Source organism: Cellvibrio fibrivorans, assembly GCF_031457055.1.
GTDB classification, from domain to species: domain Bacteria; phylum Pseudomonadota; class Gammaproteobacteria; order Pseudomonadales; family Cellvibrionaceae; genus Cellvibrio; species Cellvibrio fibrivorans.
The window spans coordinates 217,647-242,880 of record NZ_JAVDVX010000002.1; the positions used below are offsets into that span (position 1 = coordinate 217,647).

26 protein-coding genes and 1 tRNA gene are annotated in these 25,234 nt (G+C 47.4%); 18 read left to right on the forward strand and 9 right to left on the reverse strand.

Features of this window, described 5'->3' with window-relative positions; genetic code table 11:
* The first annotated feature begins 8 nt into the window (after positions 1-8).
* Positions 9-1,358 carry an alanine/glycine:cation symporter family protein gene (locus J2X05_RS05845; RefSeq protein WP_310069977.1) on the forward strand — a complete coding sequence of 450 codons (1,350 nt, stop codon included), beginning with the start codon at positions 9-11 and terminating at the stop codon, positions 1,356-1,358.
* 19 nt (positions 1,359-1,377) lie between these two features.
* Here the strand turns inward: J2X05_RS05845 and J2X05_RS05850 are convergent, their stop codons facing one another.
* The 7 genes from J2X05_RS05850 to rne all read right to left on the reverse strand — a co-directional run bounded on the left by J2X05_RS05850 (position 1,378) and on the right by rne (position 6,856).
* A complete protein-coding gene (locus J2X05_RS05850) occupies positions 1,378-1,710 on the reverse strand; it encodes a TusE/DsrC/DsvC family sulfur relay protein (RefSeq protein WP_310069980.1) in 333 nt (110 codons plus the stop codon).
* 1 nt (position 1,711) lies between these two features.
* Positions 1,712-2,020, reverse strand: coding sequence for a sulfurtransferase complex subunit TusB (gene tusB / locus J2X05_RS05855; RefSeq protein WP_310069983.1), 309 nt, complete (start codon positions 2,018-2,020; stop codon positions 1,712-1,714).
* 1 nt (position 2,021) lies between these two features.
* Positions 2,022-2,384, reverse strand: coding sequence for a sulfurtransferase complex subunit TusC (gene tusC / locus J2X05_RS05860; protein WP_310069987.1), 363 nt, complete (start codon positions 2,382-2,384; stop codon positions 2,022-2,024).
* 5 nt (positions 2,385-2,389) lie between these two features.
* A complete protein-coding gene (gene tusD, locus J2X05_RS05865; RefSeq protein WP_310069988.1) occupies positions 2,390-2,779 on the reverse strand; it encodes a sulfurtransferase complex subunit TusD in 390 nt (129 codons plus the stop codon).
* A gap of 65 nt (positions 2,780-2,844) precedes the next feature.
* A complete protein-coding gene (locus tag J2X05_RS05870) occupies positions 2,845-3,528 on the reverse strand; it encodes a Bax inhibitor-1/YccA family protein (protein WP_310069992.1) in 684 nt (227 codons plus the stop codon).
* A gap of 230 nt (positions 3,529-3,758) precedes the next feature.
* Positions 3,759-3,848, reverse strand: a tRNA-Ser gene (locus tag J2X05_RS05875).
* A 155-nt stretch (positions 3,849-4,003) separates the two neighbouring features.
* Positions 4,004-6,856, reverse strand: coding sequence for a ribonuclease E (gene rne, locus J2X05_RS05880; protein WP_310069995.1), 2,853 nt, complete (start codon positions 6,854-6,856; stop codon positions 4,004-4,006).
* 842 nt (positions 6,857-7,698) lie between these two features.
* Here rne and rluC point away from each other — a divergent pair.
* Both rluC and J2X05_RS05890 read left to right on the forward strand, forming a co-directional pair.
* Positions 7,699-8,700 carry a 23S rRNA pseudouridine(955/2504/2580) synthase RluC gene (rluC, locus tag J2X05_RS05885; RefSeq protein ID WP_374725255.1) on the forward strand — a complete coding sequence of 334 codons (1,002 nt, stop codon included), beginning with the start codon at positions 7,699-7,701 and terminating at the stop codon, positions 8,698-8,700.
* Positions 8,701-8,721: 21 nt separating this feature from the next.
* Positions 8,722-9,369, forward strand: coding sequence for an HAD-IA family hydrolase (locus J2X05_RS05890; RefSeq protein WP_310069998.1), 648 nt, complete (start codon positions 8,722-8,724; stop codon positions 9,367-9,369).
* Here the strand turns inward: J2X05_RS05890 and J2X05_RS05895 are convergent.
* Positions 9,336-9,953 carry a Maf family protein gene (locus tag J2X05_RS05895; RefSeq protein ID WP_310070001.1) on the reverse strand — a complete coding sequence of 206 codons (618 nt, stop codon included), beginning with the start codon at positions 9,951-9,953 and terminating at the stop codon, positions 9,336-9,338. The genes J2X05_RS05890 and J2X05_RS05895 overlap by 34 nt on opposite strands.
* A 130-nt stretch (positions 9,954-10,083) precedes the next feature.
* On the opposite strand from J2X05_RS05895, the gene J2X05_RS05900 reads away from it, so the two are divergent.
* From J2X05_RS05900 to J2X05_RS05965, 14 genes are all read left to right on the forward strand, one after another.
* Complete coding sequence (locus J2X05_RS05900; RefSeq protein ID WP_310070003.1) at positions 10,084-10,617, forward strand: YceD family protein; 534 nt, start codon at positions 10,084-10,086, stop codon at positions 10,615-10,617.
* A 40-nt stretch (positions 10,618-10,657) separates the two neighbouring features.
* Positions 10,658-10,840, forward strand: a complete 183-nt coding sequence (gene rpmF / locus J2X05_RS05905; RefSeq protein WP_310070006.1) for a 50S ribosomal protein L32 — start codon at positions 10,658-10,660, stop codon at positions 10,838-10,840.
* Positions 10,841-10,864: 24 nt separating this feature from the next.
* Positions 10,865-11,887 carry a phosphate acyltransferase PlsX gene (plsX, locus tag J2X05_RS05910; protein WP_310070010.1) on the forward strand — a complete coding sequence of 341 codons (1,023 nt, stop codon included), beginning with the start codon at positions 10,865-10,867 and terminating at the stop codon, positions 11,885-11,887.
* A gap of 57 nt (positions 11,888-11,944) precedes the next feature.
* Entirely contained in the window at positions 11,945-12,886 is a 942-nt protein-coding gene (gene fabD, locus J2X05_RS05915) for an ACP S-malonyltransferase (RefSeq protein ID WP_310070013.1), read from the forward strand.
* A 75-nt stretch (positions 12,887-12,961) separates the two neighbouring features.
* Positions 12,962-13,705, forward strand: a complete 744-nt coding sequence (gene fabG, locus J2X05_RS05920) for a 3-oxoacyl-ACP reductase FabG (RefSeq protein WP_310071325.1) — start codon at positions 12,962-12,964, stop codon at positions 13,703-13,705.
* Between the two features lie 194 nt (positions 13,706-13,899).
* Positions 13,900-14,136 (forward strand): acyl carrier protein, encoded by a 237-nt coding sequence (gene acpP, locus J2X05_RS05925; RefSeq protein ID WP_007640684.1) that lies wholly within the window; start codon positions 13,900-13,902, stop codon positions 14,134-14,136.
* A 192-nt stretch (positions 14,137-14,328) separates the two neighbouring features.
* Positions 14,329-15,570, forward strand: a complete 1,242-nt coding sequence (gene fabF, locus J2X05_RS05930) for a beta-ketoacyl-ACP synthase II (RefSeq protein ID WP_310070024.1) — start codon at positions 14,329-14,331, stop codon at positions 15,568-15,570.
* 72 nt (positions 15,571-15,642) lie between these two features.
* Positions 15,643-16,515, forward strand: coding sequence for an aminodeoxychorismate lyase (pabC, locus tag J2X05_RS05935; RefSeq protein WP_310070026.1), 873 nt, complete (start codon positions 15,643-15,645; stop codon positions 16,513-16,515).
* Positions 16,516-16,528: 13 nt separating this feature from the next.
* Positions 16,529-17,593 carry an endolytic transglycosylase MltG gene (gene mltG, locus J2X05_RS05940; RefSeq protein WP_310070028.1) on the forward strand — a complete coding sequence of 355 codons (1,065 nt, stop codon included), beginning with the start codon at positions 16,529-16,531 and terminating at the stop codon, positions 17,591-17,593.
* A gap of 124 nt (positions 17,594-17,717) precedes the next feature.
* The gene (locus tag J2X05_RS05945) at positions 17,718-19,439 is read left to right on the forward strand and encodes a glutamine--tRNA ligase/YqeY domain fusion protein (protein WP_310070030.1); all 1,722 of its coding nucleotides are present in this window, start codon (positions 17,718-17,720) and stop codon (positions 19,437-19,439) included.
* Position 19,440: 1 nt separating this feature from the next.
* Positions 19,441-20,841 (forward strand): cysteine--tRNA ligase, encoded by a 1,401-nt coding sequence (gene cysS / locus J2X05_RS05950; RefSeq protein ID WP_310070032.1) that lies wholly within the window; start codon positions 19,441-19,443, stop codon positions 20,839-20,841.
* 14 nt (positions 20,842-20,855) lie between these two features.
* The gene (locus J2X05_RS05955; RefSeq protein ID WP_310070035.1) at positions 20,856-21,056 is read left to right on the forward strand and encodes a hypothetical protein; all 201 of its coding nucleotides are present in this window, start codon (positions 20,856-20,858) and stop codon (positions 21,054-21,056) included.
* Positions 21,057-21,061: 5 nt separating this feature from the next.
* A complete protein-coding gene (locus tag J2X05_RS05960) occupies positions 21,062-21,904 on the forward strand; it encodes an HAD family hydrolase (protein WP_310070037.1) in 843 nt (280 codons plus the stop codon).
* Positions 21,905-21,922: 18 nt separating this feature from the next.
* Positions 21,923-22,222 carry a hypothetical protein gene (locus J2X05_RS05965; protein WP_310070040.1) on the forward strand — a complete coding sequence of 100 codons (300 nt, stop codon included), beginning with the start codon at positions 21,923-21,925 and terminating at the stop codon, positions 22,220-22,222.
* Positions 22,223-22,225: 3 nt separating this feature from the next.
* Here the strand turns inward: J2X05_RS05965 and J2X05_RS05970 are convergent, their stop codons facing one another.
* Positions 22,226-23,026, reverse strand: a complete 801-nt coding sequence (locus J2X05_RS05970) for a cytochrome C assembly family protein (protein ID WP_310070042.1) — start codon at positions 23,024-23,026, stop codon at positions 22,226-22,228.
* A gap of 257 nt (positions 23,027-23,283) precedes the next feature.
* Here J2X05_RS05970 and ffh point away from each other — a divergent pair, with 257 nt between their 5' ends.
* Complete coding sequence (ffh, locus tag J2X05_RS05975) at positions 23,284-24,675, forward strand: signal recognition particle protein (RefSeq protein WP_310070045.1); 1,392 nt, start codon at positions 23,284-23,286, stop codon at positions 24,673-24,675.
* The last annotated feature ends 559 nt before the right edge of the window (positions 24,676-25,234 follow it).

A 25,234-nucleotide genomic window follows, 5' to 3' on the forward strand; every position in this document is an offset into this window, starting at 1 on the left:
GAGTCTTTATGGAGCTTATTCATCACTATGTAGCCTTGTTAAATGGCTTGGTCTGGGGTGTGCCCATGCTAATCCTGATTCTCGGTACGGGGTTGTTTTTGATGGTGGCGTTAAAGGGAATGCCATTGCTACGGATTTTGATGGGATTCCGTTTAATGTGGGGTGGTAGGGTTAAAGGGGATGCCGATACTGGTGATGTGAGTCCCTTCCAGGCATTGATGACGTGTCTTTCTGCCACTGTGGGTACAGGGAATATTGCGGGTGTTGCTACGGCCATTTTTTTGGGTGGTCCGGGCGCTTTGTTTTGGATGTGGTGTACGGCACTTGTAGGTATGGCCACCAAATATTCGGAGATAGTATTGGCGGTGCATTATCGCGAGAAGGATGAGCGTGGTGAATACATCGGTGGCCCCATGTATGCCATCAAAAATGGTTTAGGTAAGTCTTGGGCATGGTTGGGCTTTGCGTTTGCTATCTTTGGTGGTTTGGCCGGTTTTGGTATTGGCAATATGGTGCAGTCTAACAGTATGGCTGAAGTCATGGAGTCATCTTTTCACATTGAGCGTTGGGTTACTGGTTTGGTGACGACGATTATTGTGGCATTGGTCATTTTAGGCGGCATTAAACGCATTGCGAAAGTATCCGCTTCGCTGGTGCCATTTATGTGTGTCGGTTATGTGGTGATGTCCCTTGTTGTATTGGGAATATATATTGATCGTGTACCTGATGCCTTCGTGCTGATCTTCACCAGTGCTTTCACTCCTTCTGCTGCAACTGGCGGATTTGCTGGTGCTGCAGTGATGATGGCGATGCAGTATGGTGTTGCTCGCGGCATTTTTTCCAATGAGGCTGGTCTTGGCACAGCGGGTATCGCCCAAGCTGCCGGGACAACAAATAGCCCGGTGCGTTCAGGTTTGATAGGGATGATTGGTACTTTTATCGACACTATTATTATTTGTAGTATGACGGGGCTGGCAATTATTTGTTCTGGTGTTTGGACTAGTGGTGTAAAGGGTGCAACTTTATCGACTGCTGCGTTTGAGTCTGCGCTACCGGGTATTGGTGGTTACTTGGTGGCAATAGCCTTGTTGATTTTTACCTTTACAACAATTTTGGGTTGGAGCTATTACGGTGAAAAATGCTGGATATATTTGGCTGGCCGTAAAACAGTATTGCCTTTCCGAATCCTTTGGGTGTTGGCTGTATTTGGTGGTGCAGTGTTTCAGTTAGATTTTGTGTGGTTGTTGGCGGATACGCTAAACGCACTTATGGCGCTTCCCAATTTGGTTGCGTTGCTGTTGTTGAGCCCTGTGGTGTTGAGATTAACGAAAGACTATTTTGATAAAAATAAATTGTGATTCAAATAGCGCTAAATAGTCACAGGCAATTTGTCGGGCGTGGCAGTCCGGCAATTTTGCTGGCGATTTTAGCGGGGCTGGGGGGGAAAAGTTGTAGTAAATAAATACTTTTTCCTTTTTCTGGGTCAAGTTTTTTTTCGGTATATTTTACAAGTGCGCGCATCGCTGGCGACAATTCAAATTCCCGATAGAACTCTTGCAGCAGATAAATAATCTCCCAGTGTTGAGGTGTGAGTGAAATATTTTCTTGTGCTGCAAGTGCCTCGGCTGCTTCCTTATCCCAGTCATTAAGGTTGATCAGGTAGCCATCTTTATCTAACGCAATAATGCGCCCGTCTATATTGAGCTGCATATCAATACCAGCTTTGCACGCAGCGATGATCGAGCGTCAATTGCACGAATGTGTTGTAGTCAATTAGCTCGATGTTCGGTGCCAGTTTTTCCTCCAATCCCCGGGCTTTTATATCATTTATCAATGCAAAAACCTTAACCCCACGTTGGATTAGCAGCTGTAACTCATCTGCCCCTGGAGCGGAAGTGATTGTTCCGAATACACCGTCTTCCAGTAGTAAAATCCCATCGCGCTCTGTGCATACCTTAAGGCAAGAGAATAGGGTGTTGTGTGCAAAAGGTGATTTGTTAACGGTATGCAGAATGCTCATATTAAAAACTCAGGAGTTGATCCTGCTGGTTTAGCAGGTGTCCTATGTCCTTATTGTTTAACAGTTGTAAGTCATCAATGACTAGTTCATCAGTTCTTATTGTTCTTGCATCTAAAGATTCTTGATGTACATAAATATTCTCTATTCCGTATAAAGCTAGCGCAGACAGTATAGAGGCGATATTTTTTTGATCTATATTTTGGCTTTTTTGGCTTTTCAGTAGCTGAAAAACGCCATCGTCCATAAATAGAACTCCTATGTCCTGATCGTAGACAGAGGCTGCCAGTGCGATATCGATCGCTTCTCTTGCAGTGCTCTTGCCAAAGGGAGCTTGTCGGCTAATCAGTAACATTTTCTTGTTCATACCAGTTAACCAAAGCTAATTAATCTATCAGATACGACGGCGGCTTCGACCAATTGCCCCAAGCCGCTAATTGTGAACTCACTGGCGAGATTGTGTGAAGGCTTGTCGTAGCGTTTAGCTTCAGCTTCATCGAGGATTCCTCGTCGCAAAGCAGCCGCTACACATACAACTAAATCCAGTTTGTGATCATTCGCCAAGCGCTGCCATGCTTCCTGTAAATTAAATTCATCTTGAGGAGGCGCTGCCAGATTGGTCGCATTATGAACTCCATCCTGATAAAAAAATACACGGTGTACGCTGTGTCCTTGGAGCAGGGCCGCCAATGCAAACTGATAAGCACTGTGGCTTGCTTGTGATGAATAGGGGGCAGCATAAACCGCTAGTGAAAAAATCATGATTAAGATGAAGCCCAAAAAATAAGGCTCCGCGAAGGGAGCCTTGGGTGAACGTCTGGATAATCTTACTCGTCGCTGGTAACGCCAAGTAAATGTAGCAAGCTCGTAAATAGGTTCACAATAGAAAGAAACAGGCTGGTGGTCGCCATAATATAGTTTGTTTCGCCGCCGTGAATGATTTCGCTGGTTTGGTAGAGAATTAATGCGGACATTAATAAAACGATGCCAGCAGAGAACGCTAATTGCAAACCGGAAAACTGGTAGCCAAAAAATGATGCACCTAACAAGAATACCATTACCGCGAGCATTACCATCATGCCAACGGCAACAAATCCACCGAGGAAATTGAAGCTTTTACGAGCAGTTAATACGTAAGCGGATAGTCCAACGAAAACGATTGCGGTTCCCGCAAGCGCTTGCATGATAATTGCCGAACCATTCGCCATACTGAGATAGCGATTAATGATTGGGCCAAGGCCGGCACCAATCAAACCGGTAAATGCGAATACAACGAGCAGGCCGGTGGCTGAGTTGGCTGTGCGTGGGAGCACAAACCAGATAAGTGCCATCGCGATAAGGCTCATGATCAGTCCTGCACCGTGGCCAATGCCCATTGCCATAGATACTCCTGCTGCCAAGGCGCTAAATGCCAAGGTCAAACCCAGCAGCATATAAGTATTACGCAGGACTTTACTCGTCTCGGTCTGGCTTAGTGGCTGAGCTGTGTCAGTGCTATAAACTTCTTGCATAAAACCCTCCAATTAAAAATTACTGAAATAGTATTAAGTAGATTTGGGCGATAATACAAATAAGCAACCTCAAAGCCAAGCTATTACGATTTTACTTCTTATTTACGGGCTTTTAGTTGAGGTGGGCTTGCAGAGTTTGACCAGAGAAAGTGACCGGTGTTCACTGCGAAAAAGGTAAATAAAAGACCAATAAAAAAGGCGCTAGATGTTTTTCTAGCGCCTTTTGATTATGGCGGAAGGGCAGGGATTTGAACCCTGGGTAGGCTCGCACCTACGCCGGTTTTCAAGACCGGTGCATTAAACCACTCTGCCACCCTTCCGAGTGCGGCAAATTATACATAGCTTTTTTTATTGGGCAAGTGTAAAAAGTTATTTTTATAGCTGAATGTTGCACTTAATTTTTTCTAACCCTGATTGCTGAGTATAAAAAAGCCGAATTGTTTCCAATTCGGCCATCTTATTTTTTGAATTAAGATTATTGCTCGGTAGTGCTGCGCTTATTCAGGCGCGGATCATTTGATGGCCTGGCCAGTGGGCGGGGGTTGTGGTCGACGCTTGGAGGCAAGCTGGTGTCCAGCGCACGCGATGCCTGACTTTCGATAGTTTCGGTAATAATGCTTACCTGGCTTACGGGTTTGGGCGCTTTGCGTGGATCATTGCTGGCTCTTGCCGGAGGGGCAAGATTCACTTCAGTAATAGTCTTTCTCTCGGATGTCTCAATCTCCACGTCAGTTGTAGCTGCAGCAGGCTCATTGACAATGGTTTCTGCGGTTACTGGTTCGGGAGCTGAAATGGCCTCAGGTGCAGCTTTCTCCTCGCTTATGGCAATTACAGCTGCGGCTTCGATATGGGGTTCAATCGGTTTGGCAAATGTATCGACACCCGGCTCAGCGCTGCTTGTGTTTGAGGTTTCGGCAGCCGGTACATTTTCTTCTGCACCAGTTTCGGGCTCAACTTTGGTGGCTTGAGCTTGTTGAGCGTGTTCTGCGATAGCGGCAGAAATTTGTTGTGCCAGCTGTGCAGATTCGCTCAGCACTTTTGGTTCATCGGATACCGTTGGTGTGATCACTGCCTCCTCTTCGGTATTGAATGAAGTGTTTTCACCTTCTATACCCTCACCGCCATGGCGAGTGCGGCGACGTTGTTGCGAACGGGTGCGACGACCAGCAGGGCGCTTGGATGGGCGTTGATCATCCCCTTCTTCCTGGGTGTTGATTGCATCATTGTTGTTGATAGCTACTTCAGCAATAACCGCAGGCTCTTCTTTAATCGTTTGGCGGCGACTATTGTCACGCTCATTGCGTTGGTTGCGATTACGTGGTTGACGTGGTTCATCATCGCCAGCTTGTGAATCGCGTGGTTGCTGTTCGCGTTGTTGGTCACGATTGTTGCGCGGTCTGCGTTCATTGCTATCGCGAGTAAAGTTATCGCGTTTTTCGCCGTCTCTACCGCTTTCGCGTTTTTCTTGCTCGCGCGCAGGTTTTGCTTCGCCGGCTGGACGGTGATCCAGATTGTCGATAATTTCACGGTCTTCTTTGCGATCTTTGTCGCGACGGTTATTGCGGCCATCGCGACGGTTATTGCGGCCTGAGTTGCGGCGAGTATCGCGTTTATGTTCACGCTTGCCTTTGCTTTCTTCGCTTTTCTCACCGCCAAAAATGCTGCTAATTGAACCAATCAGACGCGCTAACAAGCCGGGCTTTTTAACCGGCTCAGGTGCTGGTTGGCTTGGGCTGCTTGGTTGTACAAGTGGCTTGGGCGCATTGATGGGTTTTGCTTTGAAGTCTTCTTCGTCAGCTTTGGTTTCGTCAGTGTGCGCAACAATTTTATAGCTGGTTTCCAGAGTGCCTTCGTCGTCATCGCGCAAGCGTTGGACTTCAAAATGCGGTGTCATTAATTCGGCGCTAGGTACAATCACTACGCGGGTGTTGTTGCGGGATTCAATGCTGGAGATTGTTTTGCGTTTTTCATTCAAGAGGTAGGTGGCAACAGATACCGGGCAAATTGCGCGGATTTCTGCGCTGCGTTCTTTTTGCGCTTCATCTTCAACCAGGCGAAGAATTGATAGGGCAAGTGAGCGGGTGCCGCGAATGTTGCCTACACCATCACAGCGTGGGCAGATCTTGGAGTGGGTTTCGCCCAGTGATGGGCGCAGGCGTTGGCGTGACATTTCCATCAGACCAAAGCGGGATATGCGGCCGATCTGTACGCGCGCCCTGTCCATCATCAATGCGTCGCGTACGCGGTTTTCAACTTCACGCTGGTTGCGTACGGGTTGCATATCGATAAAATCGATTACGATCAGGCCACCCATATCGCGCAAGCGCAATTGGCGTGCGATTTCATCCGCCGCCTCCAGATTGGTTTGCAGTGCGGTTTCTTCGATATCGCCGCCTTTGGTGGCGCGCGAGGAGTTGATGTCGATTGCAACCAAGGCTTCGGTCGCGTCGATAACAATTGAGCCGCCCGATGGCAATTTAACTTCGCGTTGGAATGCGGTCTCAATTTGAGACTCGATTTGGTAGCGGTTAAACAGGGGGATGTCGTCTTGATATAGCTTTACTTTGCTGCGGTAGTTCGGCATTACCTGCTGGATAAATCCTGCTGCAAGATCGAAAGCCTCCTTATTATCAACAATTACTTCACCGACGTCCTGACGTAAGTAATCGCGGATTGCGCGAATAATAACGTTACTTTCCTGGAATAAAAATGCAGGTGCGGGGGAGGTTTTTGCTGCTGTTGCTATGGATTCCCATAGTTGTAACAGATAGTTGAGGTCCCATTGCAATTCTTCGGAGCTGCGGCCAACACCGGCGGTGCGGATGATTACACCCATGCCGTTAGGGACTTCTACTTCGCCGAGGGCGTCTTTCAATTCGGCGCGGTCTTCGCCTTCAATGCGGCGGGAAATGCCGCCGGCTCTCGGGTTGTTGGGCATTAAGACCAAATAGCGGCCGGCAAGACTGATGAAGGTGGTGAGGGCGGCGCCTTTGTTGCCGCGCTCTTCTTTATCGATCTGCACGATGACTTCGGTGCCTTCTTTCAGCACATCTTTGATTTTTATGCGGCCGTCTGAATCACCAGAGTTTTTGGTGAAGTATTCGCGAGAGATTTCTTTCAGTGGGAGGAAGCCATGACGCTCTGCGCCATAGTCAACAAACGCTGCTTCGAGGCTTGGTTCTACGCGTGTGATGCGGCCTTTATAAATGTTTGATTTCTTTTGTTCGCGGTTGCGGTTTTCAATGTCTAGGTCGTAAAGCCATTGTCCATCGACTAGCGCCACGCGCAACTCTTCAGGCTGAGTTGCATTGATGAGCATTCTTTTCATGTGTTACCTAATTGTTTGTGAGCGTCTGGCTGACGCGACAATCAAGGTGAACACGGCGATGTTTTGCGCAACCTTGTGGACTAATGCGCTACCCGATTGATGATGGGCTCGTACTAGCGGTTGGTGGGGTCTACCTGTTGGCTTGCGCAGTGTGATCGCTTTACAGCGGCTGCAATACTAGCCTTTAATAACCAGATGGCCCATTTGGCTCATTCATGTACACCGGAGTTTCCGGCTTTCCTATTTGTAGTGCTTATTGTGGTGCTCGGCCAAGGCGGTATTCCATCCTATTGCGGCCGGGTTGTTCATCTATTGATCTCGGTTGATCGAGTGACAGTGTGAAGATAATCGATCTTCAAATCGGCTTCTCAATCAGGCGGTTAGCTTTAACAGTCAAACCACAAGATTTAATTTGGCAACCTGCAAAATTAGCATCGGATACAGTTGTGCATCGCATGCGACGCTGTTATCCGGAATTTACAAATAGAGCTTTCTTGAGTTCAGCAAAACAAAAACAGTGTTAACAATGAGTGCAACGTTGGTTGACGCGATTGTTAGGATAGTTGGCAAGCTTGGCTTGCGTTCTATCGTTGTCAGTGTCATCAAGAGCGGGAGCTTCATACATTAATAGTGTATTGAAGCAGGCGCTCCTGCTGTCAGCGGTATTTCCTAATGATGCGCCTGTCTTTTGCGCGCGATCCGGAAACCAGCCTGTATCAGCTACCTGAATATAGCAGCTCTCTTCATATGCGGCAATTAAATCAGTGATTTACATAAGTTTTTAGCTCTGTAAATGGTGTGGCTGGTTCGGTTATCAGGTGGTATCGGGTATCATGGCGGTTATGAAAATATCCCCTGAAAATACATCTCAAACTATCGAATCCTCTCCATTTGCACAGGTGATGATCATTTCTATCGATGAAGATCAGGCTGGTCAGCGACTCGATAACTTCCTGATTGCACGTCTCAAAGGTGTGCCCAAATCGAAAATTTATAATGTGATTCGAAAGGGCGAAGTACGTGTTAATAAGGGAAGGATAAAGCCTGAATACAAATTAATGGCGGGCGACTCGGTCAGGGTTCCACCGATAAGGACTGCGGAGGCGGGGACTGAGGCTAAAGCGAGCCATCAAATGATGGCGCTGCTGGCCAGATCCATCCTGTTTGAGGATGATGGCCTATTGATTATCAACAAGCCGCCGGGTTTGGCAGTGCATGGCGGTAGCGGCATTACGCTCGGATTAATTGAGACGCTGCGCCAGATGCGCCCCGAAGCTCGTCATTTGGAGTTGGTGCACCGCCTTGATCGGGATACGTCTGGTTGCATTATGGTGGCTAAAAAACGTAGCTATTTGCGTCACCTGCAAGCTGCGTTGCGCGACAAGTCTGCAGGTGCGGGGGGTATAACCAAGGTGTATCAGGCACTGGTGATTGGTGATTGGCCCAAGCGCGCCCATCAGGTCAATGCGCCTTTGTTGAAAACAGAGGTGGCAGGTGGAGAGCGGGTGGTGCGGGTTCATCCCGAAGGTAAGCCAAGCTTGACTGAGTTTAAGTTGTTACAACGTTTTGATGGTTTTAGTTTGGTTGAGGCGCGGCCGATTACTGGCCGGACTCATCAAATTCGGGTGCATGCTCAGTACACAGGGTGTGCGCTAGTGGGTGATGAAAAGTATGGCAATGATGAGATCAATGAAGCAATGCGCGGGCAGGGTATAAAGCGTTTGTTTTTGCATGCCTCTGCGCTATCGTTTTATTTGCCCGAGTCGGACGAGCTTACGCATGTTGATGCTCCCTTGCCGCCTGATTTGGCCATCCCTTTGGGAAAGCTGCTTGTGGTTAGTTAGCCTGTATTGTGGAGAGAGCAATTGCTGTTTATTTTTGATTGGGATGGCACCCTGAGTGATTCAAAGGCCAAAATTACCAAGGCTATGCAGCTTGCTGCGCAGGATATGGGGTGGGTGCCATTGGCTGATCATCATATTCACAACATTATTGGCCTTGGGTTGCCGGAGGCCATTCACCGTTTGTATCCCGAAGTTGATTTGTCTGGGCGTCAGCGTTTGCGCGATGCCTATGCAACCCATTTTTTGTCACTTGATGAGGTACGTCCGTCCGATTTCTTTCCGGGTGTTATGGATACGTTGCACCGCCTTAAGGCTGATGGGCATACATTGACTATTGCTACAGGGAAAAGCCGCAAGGGGCTGGATCGTATTTTCGGGGTGCTGGGTGTGGCTGATTTTTTTCATGCTACCCGTTGTGCCGATGAAACGGCATCCAAGCCTGATCCCTTGATGTTGGAAGAGTTATTGTGTGAATTTGGTGTGGCTGCGGGTGAAGCAGTAATGATTGGCGATACTGAATACGACATGGAGATGGCGCGCCGTATTCATATGCCGCGTATTGCAGTTAGCTACGGGGCACACCATGTTGACCGATTGCATAGCTATCAGCCGGAGTTGTGCCTGGATCGGTTTGATCAATTGCTTACATGGAAAAAATTGGCTGGCTGACTTAGTGGATCCACTCCTTCTGTGGCAAGCATCCGGGTAAGGGCAATTAGCGGCAGACCTATTAGCGTGTTTGGGTCATCGCCCGCAAGTTGCTCAAACAAGCAAATCCCCAATCCCTCCGATTTAAAACTACCGGCGCAATCGTAGGGTTGCTCGCGCTGTAAGTAGCTCTCTATCTGCTCATCAGACAGGTTGCGAAATCTGACTTTATAGCTCTCAACACTGGTTTGGGTGCGGTTTGTTGTCGCGTTGAATAGGCACAGGCCGGTCAAAAATGTGACTTCGCGTTGGCGAAAACTTCTGAGTTGCGCAACAGCATTTATATGTGTGTGGGGTTTGCCCAGTATGCAGTTGTCGAGTGTTGCGACTTGATCTGAGCCGATAATCAGGTGGTTTGGGTAAGTGCTTGCAAGGCGGTGAGCTTTGGCTTCGGCGAGCCTGTACACCAGTTGCGCGGGGCTCTCTTCCGGTTGATGGTTTTCATCTATATCTGGGCTTGCCCAGTCGAAGGCTAGTCCCAGTTTTTGTAGTAACTGGCGGCGATAGATAGAGCTTGAGGCAAGCAGTATTTTGGGGGGTGTCATGAAATGGCCGTAATTTATGGGTAGTGAAACGCTAAATAAGGGGGCGATTCTACTCCCAAGCCACTAAATAGCGCTATTTGACCAGTTTTTCTTTGACACCGCAGGGTGATATCCCTATTATGGCGCGCTTATGTTTAAGACCCCTTCTAACAAAGTTCTGCCTCGGCAGGGTGACCCACGAAAATTCGCCCAACACGGCGTCGTTTTGGAGGGTTATATTGCTGTTTCTGACCTCGCCCGTGTTACAGAGGCTACAGAAAGTTCAGGTGGAGAAGTTCAAGTAAAGCTTGAGTTTAAGATTAGTGAGGAAAAGAAAAAGGTTGTTGTTGGAACTGCGCATGCTGAATTGTCTTTGATTTGTCAGCGTTGCTTGGAGCCAGTGACAGTGCCTGTTCAAAGCGATATCTCACTCGGAATTGTATGGGACGAAGAGGGGGCAAATAAATTGCCGCCACACTTTGAGCCTTGGATTACGGGCGAGGGCATTACAGATCTCTACGATATGATCGAAGAGGAGCTGTTGTTAAGTTTACCTGCCGTTGCTTATCACGAAGAGCCTTGCATCGATAGCAAGCTTTATTCGAGTGGCAAACCGGTGGAAGTAAAAAGAGAGAAAAACCCATTTCAGGTGTTGGAACAATTAAAGAGCTCGCCGAAACCCTGAGGCGCCTCGGTTCCAACGAGTAAGTAAATAGGAGCAAACCATGGCAGTTCAACAAAACAAAAAATCTCGTTCCAAGCGCGACATGCGTCGTTCACACGATGCCCTGACCGGTCCAACCCTGTCAGTTGACGCTACCAGCGGTGAGAAACACCTGCGTCACCATGTGACTGCTGACGGTTTCTATCGCGGCCGTAAAGTGATTGACAAAGGCAGCGACGAGTAATTATTTACTCAAGACGACTGCACCTTGTCGGCAAGAATTCGAATAGCGGTTGACGCTATGAGCGGGGACTTAGGTCCCCGCGTTGCTATTTCAGCCTCTCAAAAATTTTTAACACAATTTTCTGATGTGGATTTGCTGTTGGTTGGCAATGAAACCCAGCTTCTTTCTTTGCTTTCCCAATCCAAAAAATTACACGCGCGGATTACGCTGGTGCATGCTGCTGATGTGGTCAGCATGCATGATGATCCTTTGCTGGCACTGCGTCAGAAAAAAGATTCTTCAATGTGGATGGCATTGGATTTGTTACGCAATAATGACGTTGATGCCTGTGTGAGTGCGGGCAATACAGGAGCATTGTTGGCTATAGCAAAATTCCTGATTAAAACCTTTCCAGCTATTGAGCGCCCGGCTATCTGTAAATCCATGCCTGTGGAAGCAGGAAGTACCTATTTATTGGATTTGGGCGCTAATATTAATTGCCCTCCGGACTACCTTCATCAGTTTGCGTTGATGGGAAGTGTCTTGGCTGGTGCGTCAAGTGAAGTATCTCCGCGTGTTGCACTCTTGAATATTGGCACCGAGCAGCAAAAAGGGACTGATACGTTAAAAGCTGCACAATTGCTTTTGCAAGAAGATCCGCGCATTAATTATGTCGGTTTTGTCGAAGCAAATAGCATTTTTACCGGAGCGGTAGATGTTATAGTTTGTGATGGTTTTCACGGCAATATTGCGTTAAAAGCCAGCGAAGGTGTCGCACTATTTATCGCAAATAAAATTTCAAAGATTGTAAAACAAAATTTATTTAATAGATGTTTGAGTCTGTTGGCGCTGCCTTTACTTAAGCGCTTACAGCACGAGTTGAATCCATCGGTATATAATGGTGCGAGTTTTCTAGGGTTGCAAAAAACTGTCATTAAAAGTCATGGCGGCGCAGATGAAAAAGCATTTTTACAGGCACTTGTTGTGGCGCGTGAACAAGTTATCCATAAAGTGCCTGCACGAATCCAGCGGGTGTTGTGTGAAGCTGAAGGCATTGCTAAAGCTTAGTAAAATCTACATTTCTAAAAATTTAATGTTCCCCAAAAAGAGAAGCGTTTAATCATTATGGCTAATCAACATCTTGCTTTTGTATTTCCGGGTCAGGGCTCGCAAAAAATTGGCATGCTGGCAGAACTGGCGGCCGAGTTCTCAATAGTAGAAAAAACTTTTTCTGAGGCATCGAGTGTTCTGGGTTACGATTTGTGGACGTTAGTTCAAACCGGCGCGCAAGACGAAATTAATTTAACTGAGCGCACCCAACCGCTTTTGTTAACGGCGAGCGTTGCAGTATGGCGTGCGTGGCAAGAAAAAAATGGTAGTCAGCCTGCGCTGATGGCTGGCCATAGTTTGGGTGAGTGGTCAGCGTTGGTGTGCGCCGGCGTAGTGGAATTTAAAGATGCAGTAAAGCTAGTGCAGCAGCGCGGAAAATTTATGCAAGAGGCTGTTCCTGCAGGGCAGGGTGCTATGGCCGCGATTATCGGTCTTGATGATGCTTTGATTCTTGAGGCTTGCAAAAAAGCAGAGCAGGGTGAAGTGGTTGCTGCAGTGAATTTTAATTCACCTGGTCAGGTTGTTATTGCAGGTTCAGCATCGGCAGTAGAGCGTGCGAGTGCTCTCTGCAAAGAAGCTGGTGCAAAGCGTGCATTGCCTTTGCCAGTAAGCGCGCCGTTTCATACTGAGTTGATGCGTCCCGCAGCAGAGCGTTTGGCAGAACAAATTATCGCAACGGTTTTTTCTGTGCCCAAAACGCCTGTTGTTCACAATGTGACAGCAGAAACTGAAGTGAATCCGGAAAAAATTAAAGCACTAATGATCGAGCAAATTTATAGTCCTGTTCGTTGGGTTGAATGCGTTAATGCTATGTCTGAAAAAGGAATTACAGCTACGCTGGAGTGTGGTCCAGGCAAGGTGCTTTCTGGTTTGAATAAGCGCATCAAAGCCGAACTAATAACAACTTCAGTTGAAAAGCCGGAAGAGTTGCAGGCAGCTTTAATCAGTTTTGTTTAGCTAATTGAATATTCCATTTTTTTAATCTGTTTTTAGTTTGCTACTTTCTAGATTTTTATAAGGGAACGATAAATGATGAACCTAAATGATAAAGTTGCATTGGTTACTGGTGCCAGCCGCGGTATTGGTGCAGCTATTGCTGAGCAGTTGGGTAAGGCGGGCGCGATTGTGATCGGCACTGCTACCAGTGTCTCAGGTGCGGAGAAAATTTCTGCGCGTTTTACCGAGCTGGGTATTCGCGGTGCTGGTAAAGTATTAAATGTAACCGATGCTGATTCTGTTGCGACTTTGCTGAAAGAAGTGGGTGATGAATTCGGTGCACCTGCAATTCTGGTTAACAACGCCGGCATCACTAAAGATAATTTGTTGATGCGCATGAGTGATGAAGAGTGGTTTGATGTTATCAATACCAATTTGAGCGCAATTTATCGCCTGAGTAAAGGTGTGTTGCGCGGTATGATGAAAGCCCGCTGGGGACGCATTATTAATATTAGTTCGGTTGTGGGTGCAATGGGTAATCCAGGGCAATCCAATTACGCGGCAACCAAGGCTGGTGTCGCCGGTTTTGCGCGCTCTTTGGCCGCAGAGGTGGGTTCACGCAATATTACCGTGAATACCATTGCGCCAGGTTTTATCGATACCGATATGACTAAAGTGTTGCCAGAAGAGCAAAAACAACAGCTCTTATCCCGTATTCCGTTAGGGCGTCTTGGTGCACCTGAAGAGATTGCTTCTGTTGTTGTTTTCCTCGCCAGTGATGCGGGTGCTTACATCAGTGGAGAGACAATTCACGTCAATGGCGGCATGTATATGGCGTAATTTTTTGCTTATAACTTGTTGTTTTTTATGGGTTATATTCTAAAAATCAAAGAAATTTGCCTCTTGGCATTACAACAACCTGAAAATCGATGTAAAATGCGCGACGATTTTGACCGGAACGCTCGACTCAGCTGTTTTTTGGCTTGATCAGTCAGGTGTTTCGAACATATAACCACTAGGAGTTACATAACATCATGAGTAGCATTGAAGAACGCGTAAAAAAGATCGTTGCTGAGCAACTGGGTGTGAAAGAAGACGAAGTTAAAAACGAAGCTTCTTTCGTCGAAGATCTGGGCGCTGATTCTTTGGATACCGTAGAGTTGGTAATGGCTCTCGAAGAAGAATTCGAAACTGAGATTCCGGATGAAGAAGCCGAGAAAATCACTACCGTTCAATTAGCTATCGATTACATCAATGCCAATCTGGCATAACCTGCTTGTTTGTAGTTATTTAACCGGCAGCTGATACCTGTTTTCGAAAAGCCGTATTATTGCAAAATAGTACGGCTTTTTCTTTTGCCGCAAGGCATTGTCCAATCGTATTTTTCGATTTCTTACGAATCACCAAGATAGTTGGGGTGTTCCTTATTGCACTCAATCATCTTTCGCAGGAGAACCTCAATCGTGTCGCGTAGAAGAGTTGTAGTTACTGGTCTGGGTATGATCAGTTCACTGGGTAATACCGTTGCAGATACTTGGCATGGCATTGTCAACGGGAAAAGTGGTGTGGCAACTATTTCCCACTTTGATGCATCGGCTTTTACCACGCAATTTAGTGCATCGGTGAAAGGTTTGGTGGTGGATGATTATTTCCCCGGCAAAGAAGCACGCAAAATGGATCCATTTATCCAATACGGCATGGTTGCTGGTATTCAGGCAATTCGCGATTCCGGATTGGAGATTGCTGAAGCCAATGCCGGACGAATTGGTGTGTCGATTGGTTCGGGTATAGGTGGCATAGGAACCATTGAAGAGGGTTCATCGACACTTGAGCACAAGGGGCCGCGCCGTATCTCCCCGTTTTTTGTGCCCAGCGCCATCATCAATATGATCTCAGGCAATTTGTCGATCATGTTTGGGTTGCGTGGCCCTAATGTTGCGATTACAACTGCCTGTACAACTGGTACGCACAGTATTGGTTTTGCCGCGCGCATGATCCAGTATGGCGATGCTGATGTGATGGTGGCCGGTGGCGCAGAGATGGCAACCACACCATTGGGATTAGGTGGTTTTGCTGCTGCACGTGCGCTTTCAACACGCAATGATAATCCGCAAGCTGCAAGCCGCCCCTGGGATAAAGATCGCGATGGCTTTGTACTTGGCGATGGTGCCGGTGTATTAGTGTTAGAAGAGTACGAGCACGCGAAAAAACGCGGTGCGAAAATTTATGCCGAGCTGATTGGCTTTGGTATGAGCGGCGATGCCTATCACATGACCTCACCACCAGAAGACGGTTCAGGTGCAGCAGCCTCTATGCGCAATGCAATTCAGGATGCGGGCATATCGCCCGAGTTAATTCATTACATCAACGCTCATGGAACCTCAACACCTGCTGGCGATAAGGCGGAGTGCCAGGCAGTGAAGTCGGTTATGGGGGCGGCGGCGGCGCAAGTCGCTGTAAGCTCTACCAAATCCATGATTGGGCACTTGCTGGGTGCTGCGGGCGCAGTTGAGGCGATATTCAGTGTGTTGGCGATTCGCGATCAAGTTGCGCCGCCGACAATCAATTTGGATAATCCGGAAGATTCCTGTGCGGATCTCAATCTGGTACCGCACACAGCGCAAGAGCGCAAAATTGATGCAGTGTTGTCCAACTCTTTTGGGTTTGGTGGCACTAACGGCTCGTTGATTTTCCGCAAGTTGTAATTCTTGTTTATTTTGAGTTAAAAAATGGCGCCGGACTGGAGACAGTCCGGCGTTTTTGTATAGACTCCACCTATGTCAATCAATCTGCCCCTGATCAGCGTCAACGGTATACTCGATTCGGCCATATCGCCACTTGATCGAGGTTTTTCCTATGGTGATGGTGTGTTTGAAACCTGCCGTTATAGCCGGGGCACGATTCCGCTTTGGAACTACCATCGCGAGCGTTTGTCGCGTAGCGCCGAGCGATTAAAAATCCCACTCAATGAGAGTTTATTGGCGCAGTACCTCGATGCCATGCTGGCGTATCTCCGCAATGCGAATATCGCACACTCAGTGGTAAAAATTATCCTGACCCGTGGTGTTGGTGGGCGCGGCTATCGTCTGCCTGATCAGATTGTGCCAACCTATTGCATTGGTATTTTTCCGTGTACTCCATTACAGACTGAGCAATACCGAAATGGAGTTGCTGTGCGTATTTGCGATTTGCGCCTGTCGCAGGCGCCAGCATTGGCGGGCATGAAACATTTAAATCGCCTTGAGTACATTCTGGCGCGTGCTGAGTGGCAGGATGAATTTGCGGAAGGTCTATTGCTTGATGCACAGGGCAGGGTTGTTGAAGCAACGGTCAGCAACCTTTTTGTTGTAAAAAATAATCAGTTGTATACACCAGATTTATCCGCTGCCGGTGTTGCTGGCGTTATGCGTCGCAACATTACTGAAGAATTGGCGCCCGCGCTGGGATTGGCTTGCCAGATAGTGAATATGGAATTGGATTTTGTGCGCGGGGCCGATGAAATATTTCTGTGCAATAGTGTCTATGGTATCTGGCCGGTAAATATGTTGGTCGATGACCGGCAATCAGTGACTGCAACACACACTAGTTACAGCAGCCATCAGATTACCCGGACCTTACAGCAACAATTAGCGCACTTGCTGGGTGAATAACAACGAATCCCTTATGAGCAAAAAATTATCGTTTACTGTGAAGTTATTGGGCGTGGCGGGGGGAGTTTTTCTTGCTGCTTTTTTGAGCCTATTGGCGGCGTGGTTTTATGTACAGAATTGGTTGAAAACGCCACTGCAAATATCGGATGCAGGTTATGTCTATGAATTAAAGCAGGGGCAATCCCTGGGGTATTTGGCCAATGATATGGGTGTGGCTGGTGTATTAAACCATCCGCGTTTATTGCGCCTTTATGCGCGGTTGAATGACGCCAACAAAGTTCATGCAGGCGAGTATTTTTTCCCGCAGGGCACAACGCCGGAAAGCTTGCTACAAAAACTCATTAAGGGCGATGTGATTTTGTATCAAGTCACTTTTGTAGAGGGGTGGACGGTAAAGCAGGCGCTGGCTGCATTGGAAAAAATGGATAGCATTGAGCACCTACTTGCGGGTAAATCTTCTGCTGATCAGTTGGCATTATTAGCGCTGCCGGTGAAAGATCTGGAAGGGTGGATTTTTCCTGACACCTATAGCTTTAGCCGCAATACCTCGGATGTAGAAATTGTGCAAAATGCTTATCGCAAGATGCAAACCCTGCTTGAGACCGAGTGGGAAAAACGTGCACCGAATTTACCCTATAAAAACACTTATGAGGCACTGATTATGGCCTCCATAGTCGAGCGCGAGACCGGGCATCACAGTGAGCGCGACCAAATTGCCGGTGTTTTTGTTCGCCGCTTACAACAGGGTATGAAACTGCAGACTGATCCGACGGTGATATACGGTATGGGCGACAATTACAAAGGGCGCATTACCCGTAAGAACCTCGAAGAGCCAACAGCCTATAACACCTATGTGATCCCGGGATTGCCACCTACGCCAATATCCCTTCCCAGTGCGGCTTCGATCAAAGCTGCGCTCAATCCAGCACCGGGCAGGGCGCTCTACTTTGTCGCCAAAGGCGATGGCACCAGCGAGTTTTCCGATACGCTGGATGCACACAACCAGGCTGTCAGGCGCTATCAGTTGAACCGGCGAAGTGATTACCGTGCGGCACCGCCATCTGCAGTGGGAAATTGAGTGTTTTTTGCGCGTTGCGCGCTATTTTTCGCGGTATGAAAAGCGCCTTCGACTCAGTACAATAGCCCCAATTCCCGATGACCACCACTGATCTACGATCACACCTAACGGATCTATTTATCCCATGAGCGACAATCATTCAACGATTGGTGCCGCCGATGCTGGCAGCACAGAAGTAAAAACCAAACCTTTGCATTTTATCCAGCAAATTATCCGCAAAGATTTGGAACAAGGGCTGCATAAAAAAATTGTCACGCGTTTTCCGCCCGAGCCTAATGGTTATCTGCACATCGGCCATGCAAAATCTATCTGCCTGAATTTTGGGATGGCGGAAGAATTTGGTGGTGCCTGCAATTTGCGCTTTGACGATACCAATCCTGAAAAAGAAAACGAAGAGTTCGTAAACTCCATTAAACAGGACGTAGAGTGGTTAGGTTTTAAATGGGATGGCGCTGTGCGCTACACTTCTGATTATTTTGATCAATTGCACGCATGGGCGGTTCATTTAATCAAGAGTGGTCTTGCATTCGTTTGTGACTTAAGTGCAGAGCAAATGCGTGAGTATCGCGGCACACTGATTGAGCCGGGTAAGAACAGTCCATTTCGCGAGCGCAGTGTGGACGAAAATCTTGAGCTGTTTGAAAAAATGCGCGCAGGTGCTTTTGAGGAAGGTACCTGCTCGTTGCGCGCAAAAATTGATATGACATCGCCCAATATTAATTTGCGTGATCCCATTATCTATCGCATTAAAAAAGCCCATCACCATCAAACCGGCGACAAGTGGTGCATTTATCCTTCATACGATTTTGCACATGGCCAAAGCGATGCAATTGAAGGTATTACCCACTCGATTTGCACCCTTGAATTTGAAGACCATAAACCTTTGTACGATTGGTTTATCCAACACTTGCCGGTGCCAGCGGTGCCGCGCCAATATGAATTTGCGCGTTTGAATATTAATTATTCGGTAACCAGTAAGCGTAAATTAAAACAATTGGTCGATGAAAACCATGTGGATGGGTGGAATGACCCGCGCATGCCGACTATATCCGGTATGCGTCGCCGTGGATTTACACCCGCTGCGTTGCGCGATTTTTGCGAGCGTATCGGCGTTACCCGCTCGGACGGTATTGTCGATGTTGGTGTGCTGGAATTTTGTGTGCGCGATGATTTGGATAAAAACGCCCCGCGCGCTATGTGTGTATTGAAACCTTTGAAAGTGACGCTCACCAATTATCCTGCGGAACAAGTCGAAACCTTGGTTGTTCACAATCATCCAAATCGAGATGACTTGGGCGATCGGACTATTCCATTTACGCAAACGGTATTTATTGAGCAAGAAGATTTCCGCGAAGAGGCCAATAAAAAATACAAGCGTTTGGTTGCCGGCAAACGTGTGCGTTTGCGTGGGGCATATGTAATTGAAGCTGATGAGGCGATCAAAGATTCTGCTGGCAATATTGTTGAAGTACGTGCGCGTATCATCGAAGGCACTTTGGGTAAAGATCCTGCGGATGGTGTAAAGCCCAAGGGCGTTATTCACTGGGTATCGGCAACCAACAATCTCGATTGCGAAGTGCGTTTGTATAACCGTTTATTTACCGACGAAGCACCGGATGCCGGTGGTAAAAATTTCCTCGATTGTATCAATCCCGACAGCTTGGAAATTCTGCAGGGTTGTAAAGCAGAGATCAGTTTGGCCGGTGCAGTTGTTGGCAATAGCTACCAGTTTGAGCGCCAAGGTTATTTCTGTTTGGATAGCAAATACAGTTCCGCTGGAAAGCCGGTATTTAACCGTACCATCAGTTTAAAAGACAGCTTCGGCAAAACAGAAGATCAGGAATAACATGCTGCAGATATACAACACACTCACGCGCCAAAAAGAAATTTTTAAACCGATTCACCCCGGCAAGATTTCTATGTATGTCTGCGGTATCACCGTGTACGACTATTGCCATATTGGTCATGCACGCGTGCTGGTCGCTTTTGATGTTATTACCAAATTCCTGCGCAGCCAGGGTTGGGATGTTAGCTATGTGCGTAACATTACTGATATCGACGATAAGATCATCAAACGCGCCAATGAAAACGGTGAAGAGTTTTCTATGCTAACCAAGCGCTTTATCGACTACATGCATGAGGATGAAGCTCGTTTGGGAATCGCCCGCCCCGATATTGAGCCGCGCGCAACTGCCTATATTGATCAAATTGTTGACATGAACAAAACGTTGATCGACAAAGGATTTGCTTACGCGGCTAGTAACGGTGATGTGTATTACCGAGTAACGCGTTTTGCCGATTACGGCAAGCTCACTAACAAAAACGTTGATGAGTTATTGGTTGGTGCACGTATCGAAGTTGATGAGGTAAAAGAAGATCCGCGTGATTTTGTGCTTTGGAAGGCGGCAAAAGTGGGTGAGCCTGCATGGAAATCACCTTGGGGTAATGGTCGCCCTGGTTGGCACATCGAATGCTCGGCGATGAGCAAAAATTGCTGCGGCGAGACCTTTGATATTCATGGCGGTGGACCCGATTTGCCATTCCCTCATCATGAAAATGAAATTGCCCAAAGCGAAGCGGCGAACGGATGCAAGTACGTAAATTATTGGATGCATGCTGGCGCAGTGCGTGTTGATGGCGAAAAAATGTCGAAATCTCTGGGCAATTTTTTTACCATTCGTGATGTGCTGGAAAAATATCATCCGGAAGTGGTGCGTTTTTTATTGGTCAGTAGCCATTATCGCAGTCCGATTAATTATGCTGAAGATAATTTGATTGAGGCGCGTACTGGGCTTGAACGTTTTTATGGCGCTCTGCGTGACTATGCTGATGTGGTGCCAACATCTTTAGCTGCAATGGCAGATAGCGATTATTACAAAGCCTTTGTTGAAGCCATGAATGATGACTTCAATACACGTGTTGCTTTGGCTGGTATGTTTGATTTGGTACGCGATTTAAATAATGCCAAAAACAATCCGGAACTGGCTCAAAATCTCGCTGGCCAGTTAAAGGCATTTGGCCTGATTCTGGGTGTGCTACAAGAAAATCCGGAAGTATTTTTGCAGGCGGGCGGTTCAGGTCAAATCGCTGCTGCCGATGTTGAGCGTTTGATTGCTGAACGTATCCAGGCCAAAACAGACAAACAATATGCACGTGCAGATGAAATTCGCAAAGAGTTACTTGCTGCAGGTGTGGTGCTAGAAGATTCCCGCGATGGTACTACGCAGTGGCGCCGTGAATCAGTCTGAGTTAATGAGTGATTATGAAAGCAGAATTATTTAATCAATATGCGCTCCATTGGGCGGGTGGGTTTCTACTGATTTATGTATTGGCGCAGCTGCTGGTTTCCAAACATCCACGCTTTCAGTTTTTATCACCCATCCAAAAAAGTGTGTTGGTAAAACTGATAGCAATAGGGGGCTTTGGGTTGGCCTATGTGTTTGTTCAGTTCATGGTTGGATGAGTGCGATGGAAGCAGGTGCACATTTGCTTGCGGCAGCGGCTGATATTCGCCTCGCATTTTTTGATATTGACGGTACGCTGCTTGATTCGCACGGACAAATTCATCCCCAGCTTTATCCGTCGATTGCACGCTTGAAATCCAAAGGAATAAAAACGGCGATTGCATCAGGGCGCCCCTATTTTGCAGCGTGTTTCTTAGTGGATGAATTAGATATTAGCGATGCAGGTATGTTTTATACCGGCGCGCATTTATTTGATCCTTGTGCGCAACAGACATTGCTTGAGGTGCCTTTGCCAGTTGCTGATGCACTGGCCGTTGTGCAGTCTGCGCAAGCATTGGATTTGTATGCGGAAGTCTATACACCAAGTGGTTTTTATGTGCACGAGCAGACTGAAATTAGCCGTGTGCATGCTGCGCACCTGCGTGTAAATCCTGAAGTTGACGATTTGCTTGCTGTGGTTATGCGCAGCAGCGTTTCCAAGTTGTTGGTGGGAGTTAATCGCGCAGTTAACGACGATAAAGTCTCGCTACTAGAAAAACAGTTTCCGCAGTTGATTTTTGCTCGTGCTTACTTGGCGGCATATCCTGATTGGCAATTCGCCAGCGTCATTTCTGGTGCTGCGACCAAACAGCGTGCGTTTGATTGTTTGTTGCATCACCATCAGTTGAAACCCCATCAAGTTATTGCCTTTGGCGATGCAGAGTCGGATATGGATTTTCTGCAGATGGCGGGTATTGGTGTTGCCATGGGTAATGCCAATCAAAATGTAAAATCTGTCGCTGATTGGGTAACTAAAACTGCAGATGAGGCAGGTGTCGCTTTCGCCTTAAACCATTTAAATCTCTAGTATAAATCCGGTCTTAATATGATTTTTCGCAGACTATTCAAACACCGTGGCTTGGGCGTAAACCTGATTGCCGGCTTCAGTTTTTTGATGCTGGCGGTGTATGGCTGGGGCTTGGATTGGGAAGACTTGGGTGGCTATTTACTCGTTATCCTTGTATTCCTGGTCGGCTTGATTGGACTTGCTGCTTTGCTGGGTTGGTTGTTGCGCAAGTTTATGAGTCGCGGGGAAAATACTTATCCCGCAGCCACTACTAAGATTGATGAGGATCACGATGAAAAAGAACAGAATAACGAAGATCAGCAAACGAAACGCGATTAGAAGCTACACCCGGTTTAATATAACTTCCAGCACCAGCTTGCTGCCAAAATAAGCGAGCATCAAACAGATAAATCCTGCCAGTGCCCAGCGAATCGCTTTAGTCCCGCGCCACCCCATTTGATGGCGTCCCCACAAGAGCAACGCATAAATAAACCAGGCACTGAGTGCGAATACGGTTTTATGCACGAGGTGCTGCGCGAACATATCTTCCAGAAAATAAAAACCTGACAGTATTGCCAGCGTCAGTAATATTTCACCTACCCACAACAATTCAAACAGTAGTGATTCCATCGTTTGCAGCGGTGGCAACAAGCGCGCATTTGCTATGCGGCTTTTGTTTTTAAGGGCATGGTTTTGGTAGGCCAATATCAATGCCTGCAAGCTGGCGATCGTCAGCAAGCTGTAAGCGAGTATGGAGAGGATAACGTGCGCAGCGATGGTGTAGCTGAGTGAGTGTTGCCATTCGGGATTAGTGGCAGTAATGGAGGCGATAACGGATATTGCAGAGAGTGGGAACAATAATAAAAACAGATTATGCAATTCTTTTTTCAGGCTGCTAATTAGTACAATCGCGTTAATTACCCAGAAAATAAGCGATGAAGCGGAGAATAAGCTGAAGTTCAAACTGCTTCCGTTCACGCTGATACCGTAAACCCCTATGCCGTGAGCAATAAGTCCCAATGCTGCAGTGCTGAGCAGCTGCGATGGCTGAAAGGATTTTTGACGCGCGAACTGGCTGCCAAAATAAATGGCTGCGGCGGTATAGATAAGAATGGCGATCAGGTTGGCGCTTAGGGTTATCATACTGATAGGGCTGGTCCGTAGGGTGTTTTCATAGGCTAAACCAAGGCCGCAAGTGTGTCACAAGGTACCCTTAAAGAGAAGGGTAGATGAGAAGAGTCCTTATTACGCAAATCGCGGTAGGCGTCGGGATTCTGTAGGAGATTGCACCAATTACACTGGCTTTGGGGGTATAATCGCCGCCACTTTTTATGGGCTGGGCTCGGAGTAATCCACTGGGTTTGACCCGCCGCGAATCAACCGTTTGTTCGAGACAGGCTATGTTTGAGAATCTAACCGACCGTTTATCCCACACGCTGCGCAGTATCACCGGCAAGGCGCGCCTTAGTGAAGACAACATTAAGGATGCGTTGCGCGACGTGCGCAAGGCGTTGCTGGAGGCAGATGTTGCGCTGCCAGTTGTTAAAGCATTTATCGACCAGGTGCGCAGCCGCGCTCTGGGCCAGCAGATTAGCAAGGCACTAAATCCCGGCCAGCAATTTATCAAGATCGTTGAAGCCGAGCTGATTGCGACTATGGGGCAAGCGAATGAATCGCTGAACCTTGCCCAACAGCCTCCGGCCATTGTGTTGATGGCGGGCTTGCAAGGTGCGGGTAAAACGACCTCGGTGGCCAAGCTAGCGCGCTTTTTGAAAGAGCGGGAAAAGAAAAAAGTCTTGGTGGTCAGCGCCGACGTTTATCGTCCGGCGGCGATTCAGCAATTGCAAACTTTGGCGGCAGAAGTGGGTGTTGAATGTTATCCATCCACCGGCGAGCAAAAACCACTGGATATCGCACGCAATGCGATTGATCACGCGAAGAAACAATTCTTTGATGTGTTGATTGTAGATACCGCTGGTCGTCTTCATATCGATGAAGACTTGATGACTGAAATCAAGGACCTGCACGCTGCGATTAACCCGATTGAAACCCTGTTCGTGATCGACGCTATGATCGGTCAGGATGCAGTGAACACCGCAAAAGCATTTAATGATGCGCTGCCATTGACTGGTGTCATCCTCACCAAAGCTGACGGCGATGCGCGCGGTGGTGCGGCGCTTTCTGTACGTCACATCACTGGCAAGCCAATCAAGTTTTTGGGTATGGGCGAGAAGGTTGATGCGCTCGAGCCTTTCCATCCTGACCGTATTGCCTCACGCATTTTAGGTATGGGTGATGTGCTCTCGCTGATCGAACAAGTTGAGCGTACAGTTGATAAAGAGAAAGCGGAAAAACTGATCAAGAAAGTCAGCAAAGGTCAAAAATTTGATCTGGAAGATTTGCGCGATCAATTGCAGCAAATGCAAAACATGGGCGGTTTAACCTCAATGCTGGATAAGTTGCCTGGCCTTGGCAACGTAGCGCAAATGGCGCAGACCGCCAACATGGGCAAGCAGTTTAAAACCATGGAAGCGATTATTAATTCCATGACCCCGGAAGAACGCCGTAATCCGGATGATTTAAGTGGCTCGCGCAAACGCCGTATTACCGCAGGTTCGGGCACACAAATTCAGGATCTCAACCGTTTGTTAAAACAGTACAAACAAATGGCAAAAATGATGGGCAAAATGAAAGGCGGCGGCATGCAGAAAATGATGCGCGGTATCGGCGGTATGATGCCGGGCGGCGGTGCAGCACCTGGCGGTGTTTTACCCCCGGGCTTCCGTAAATAAATGTTGATCCATCTAATAAAAAACCCGCTACCAGCGGGTTTTTTATTGTCTGTAGTATTTAAAAGGTGTCGCCCTGAAGTGTTGCGACTAATGTGCGGCTACCGCCATGGTTGCGATGCTCGCACAAAAGGTACACCTAAGTGACAAAACACATGGCAAATGTAATTCATTGAATAGTAAGGTTATTTTTGTGAAACGTTTTGTCATGTAGATTCTCATAATTAGGCCTATTTTTTTGCTATATCACATGTCAGGTTTTAACGCTTTTACTTGAAAACCAAAATCGTGTGGACAATAGGAGCCGATAACATTGAACCATATTATAAAGTATTACTTTCAGAGTGAAGTATTCCAGCGAGACTTCTGGTTCAAACTCCGCTTACCATTCTAAAAGCCTGCCAGTATTTACAATCAAAAGCTAGTGACATAGAGGGTTCAAATTTCTTTATCACTGCAGCTATTAAACCTACCTTTGCAGGAAAAGATCCCCCCTCGTTGAACTTCCGTGCATCCAGTATTGGTAAATTTTTCGTCTGTTGTCTCCCTTGACAGTATTAAT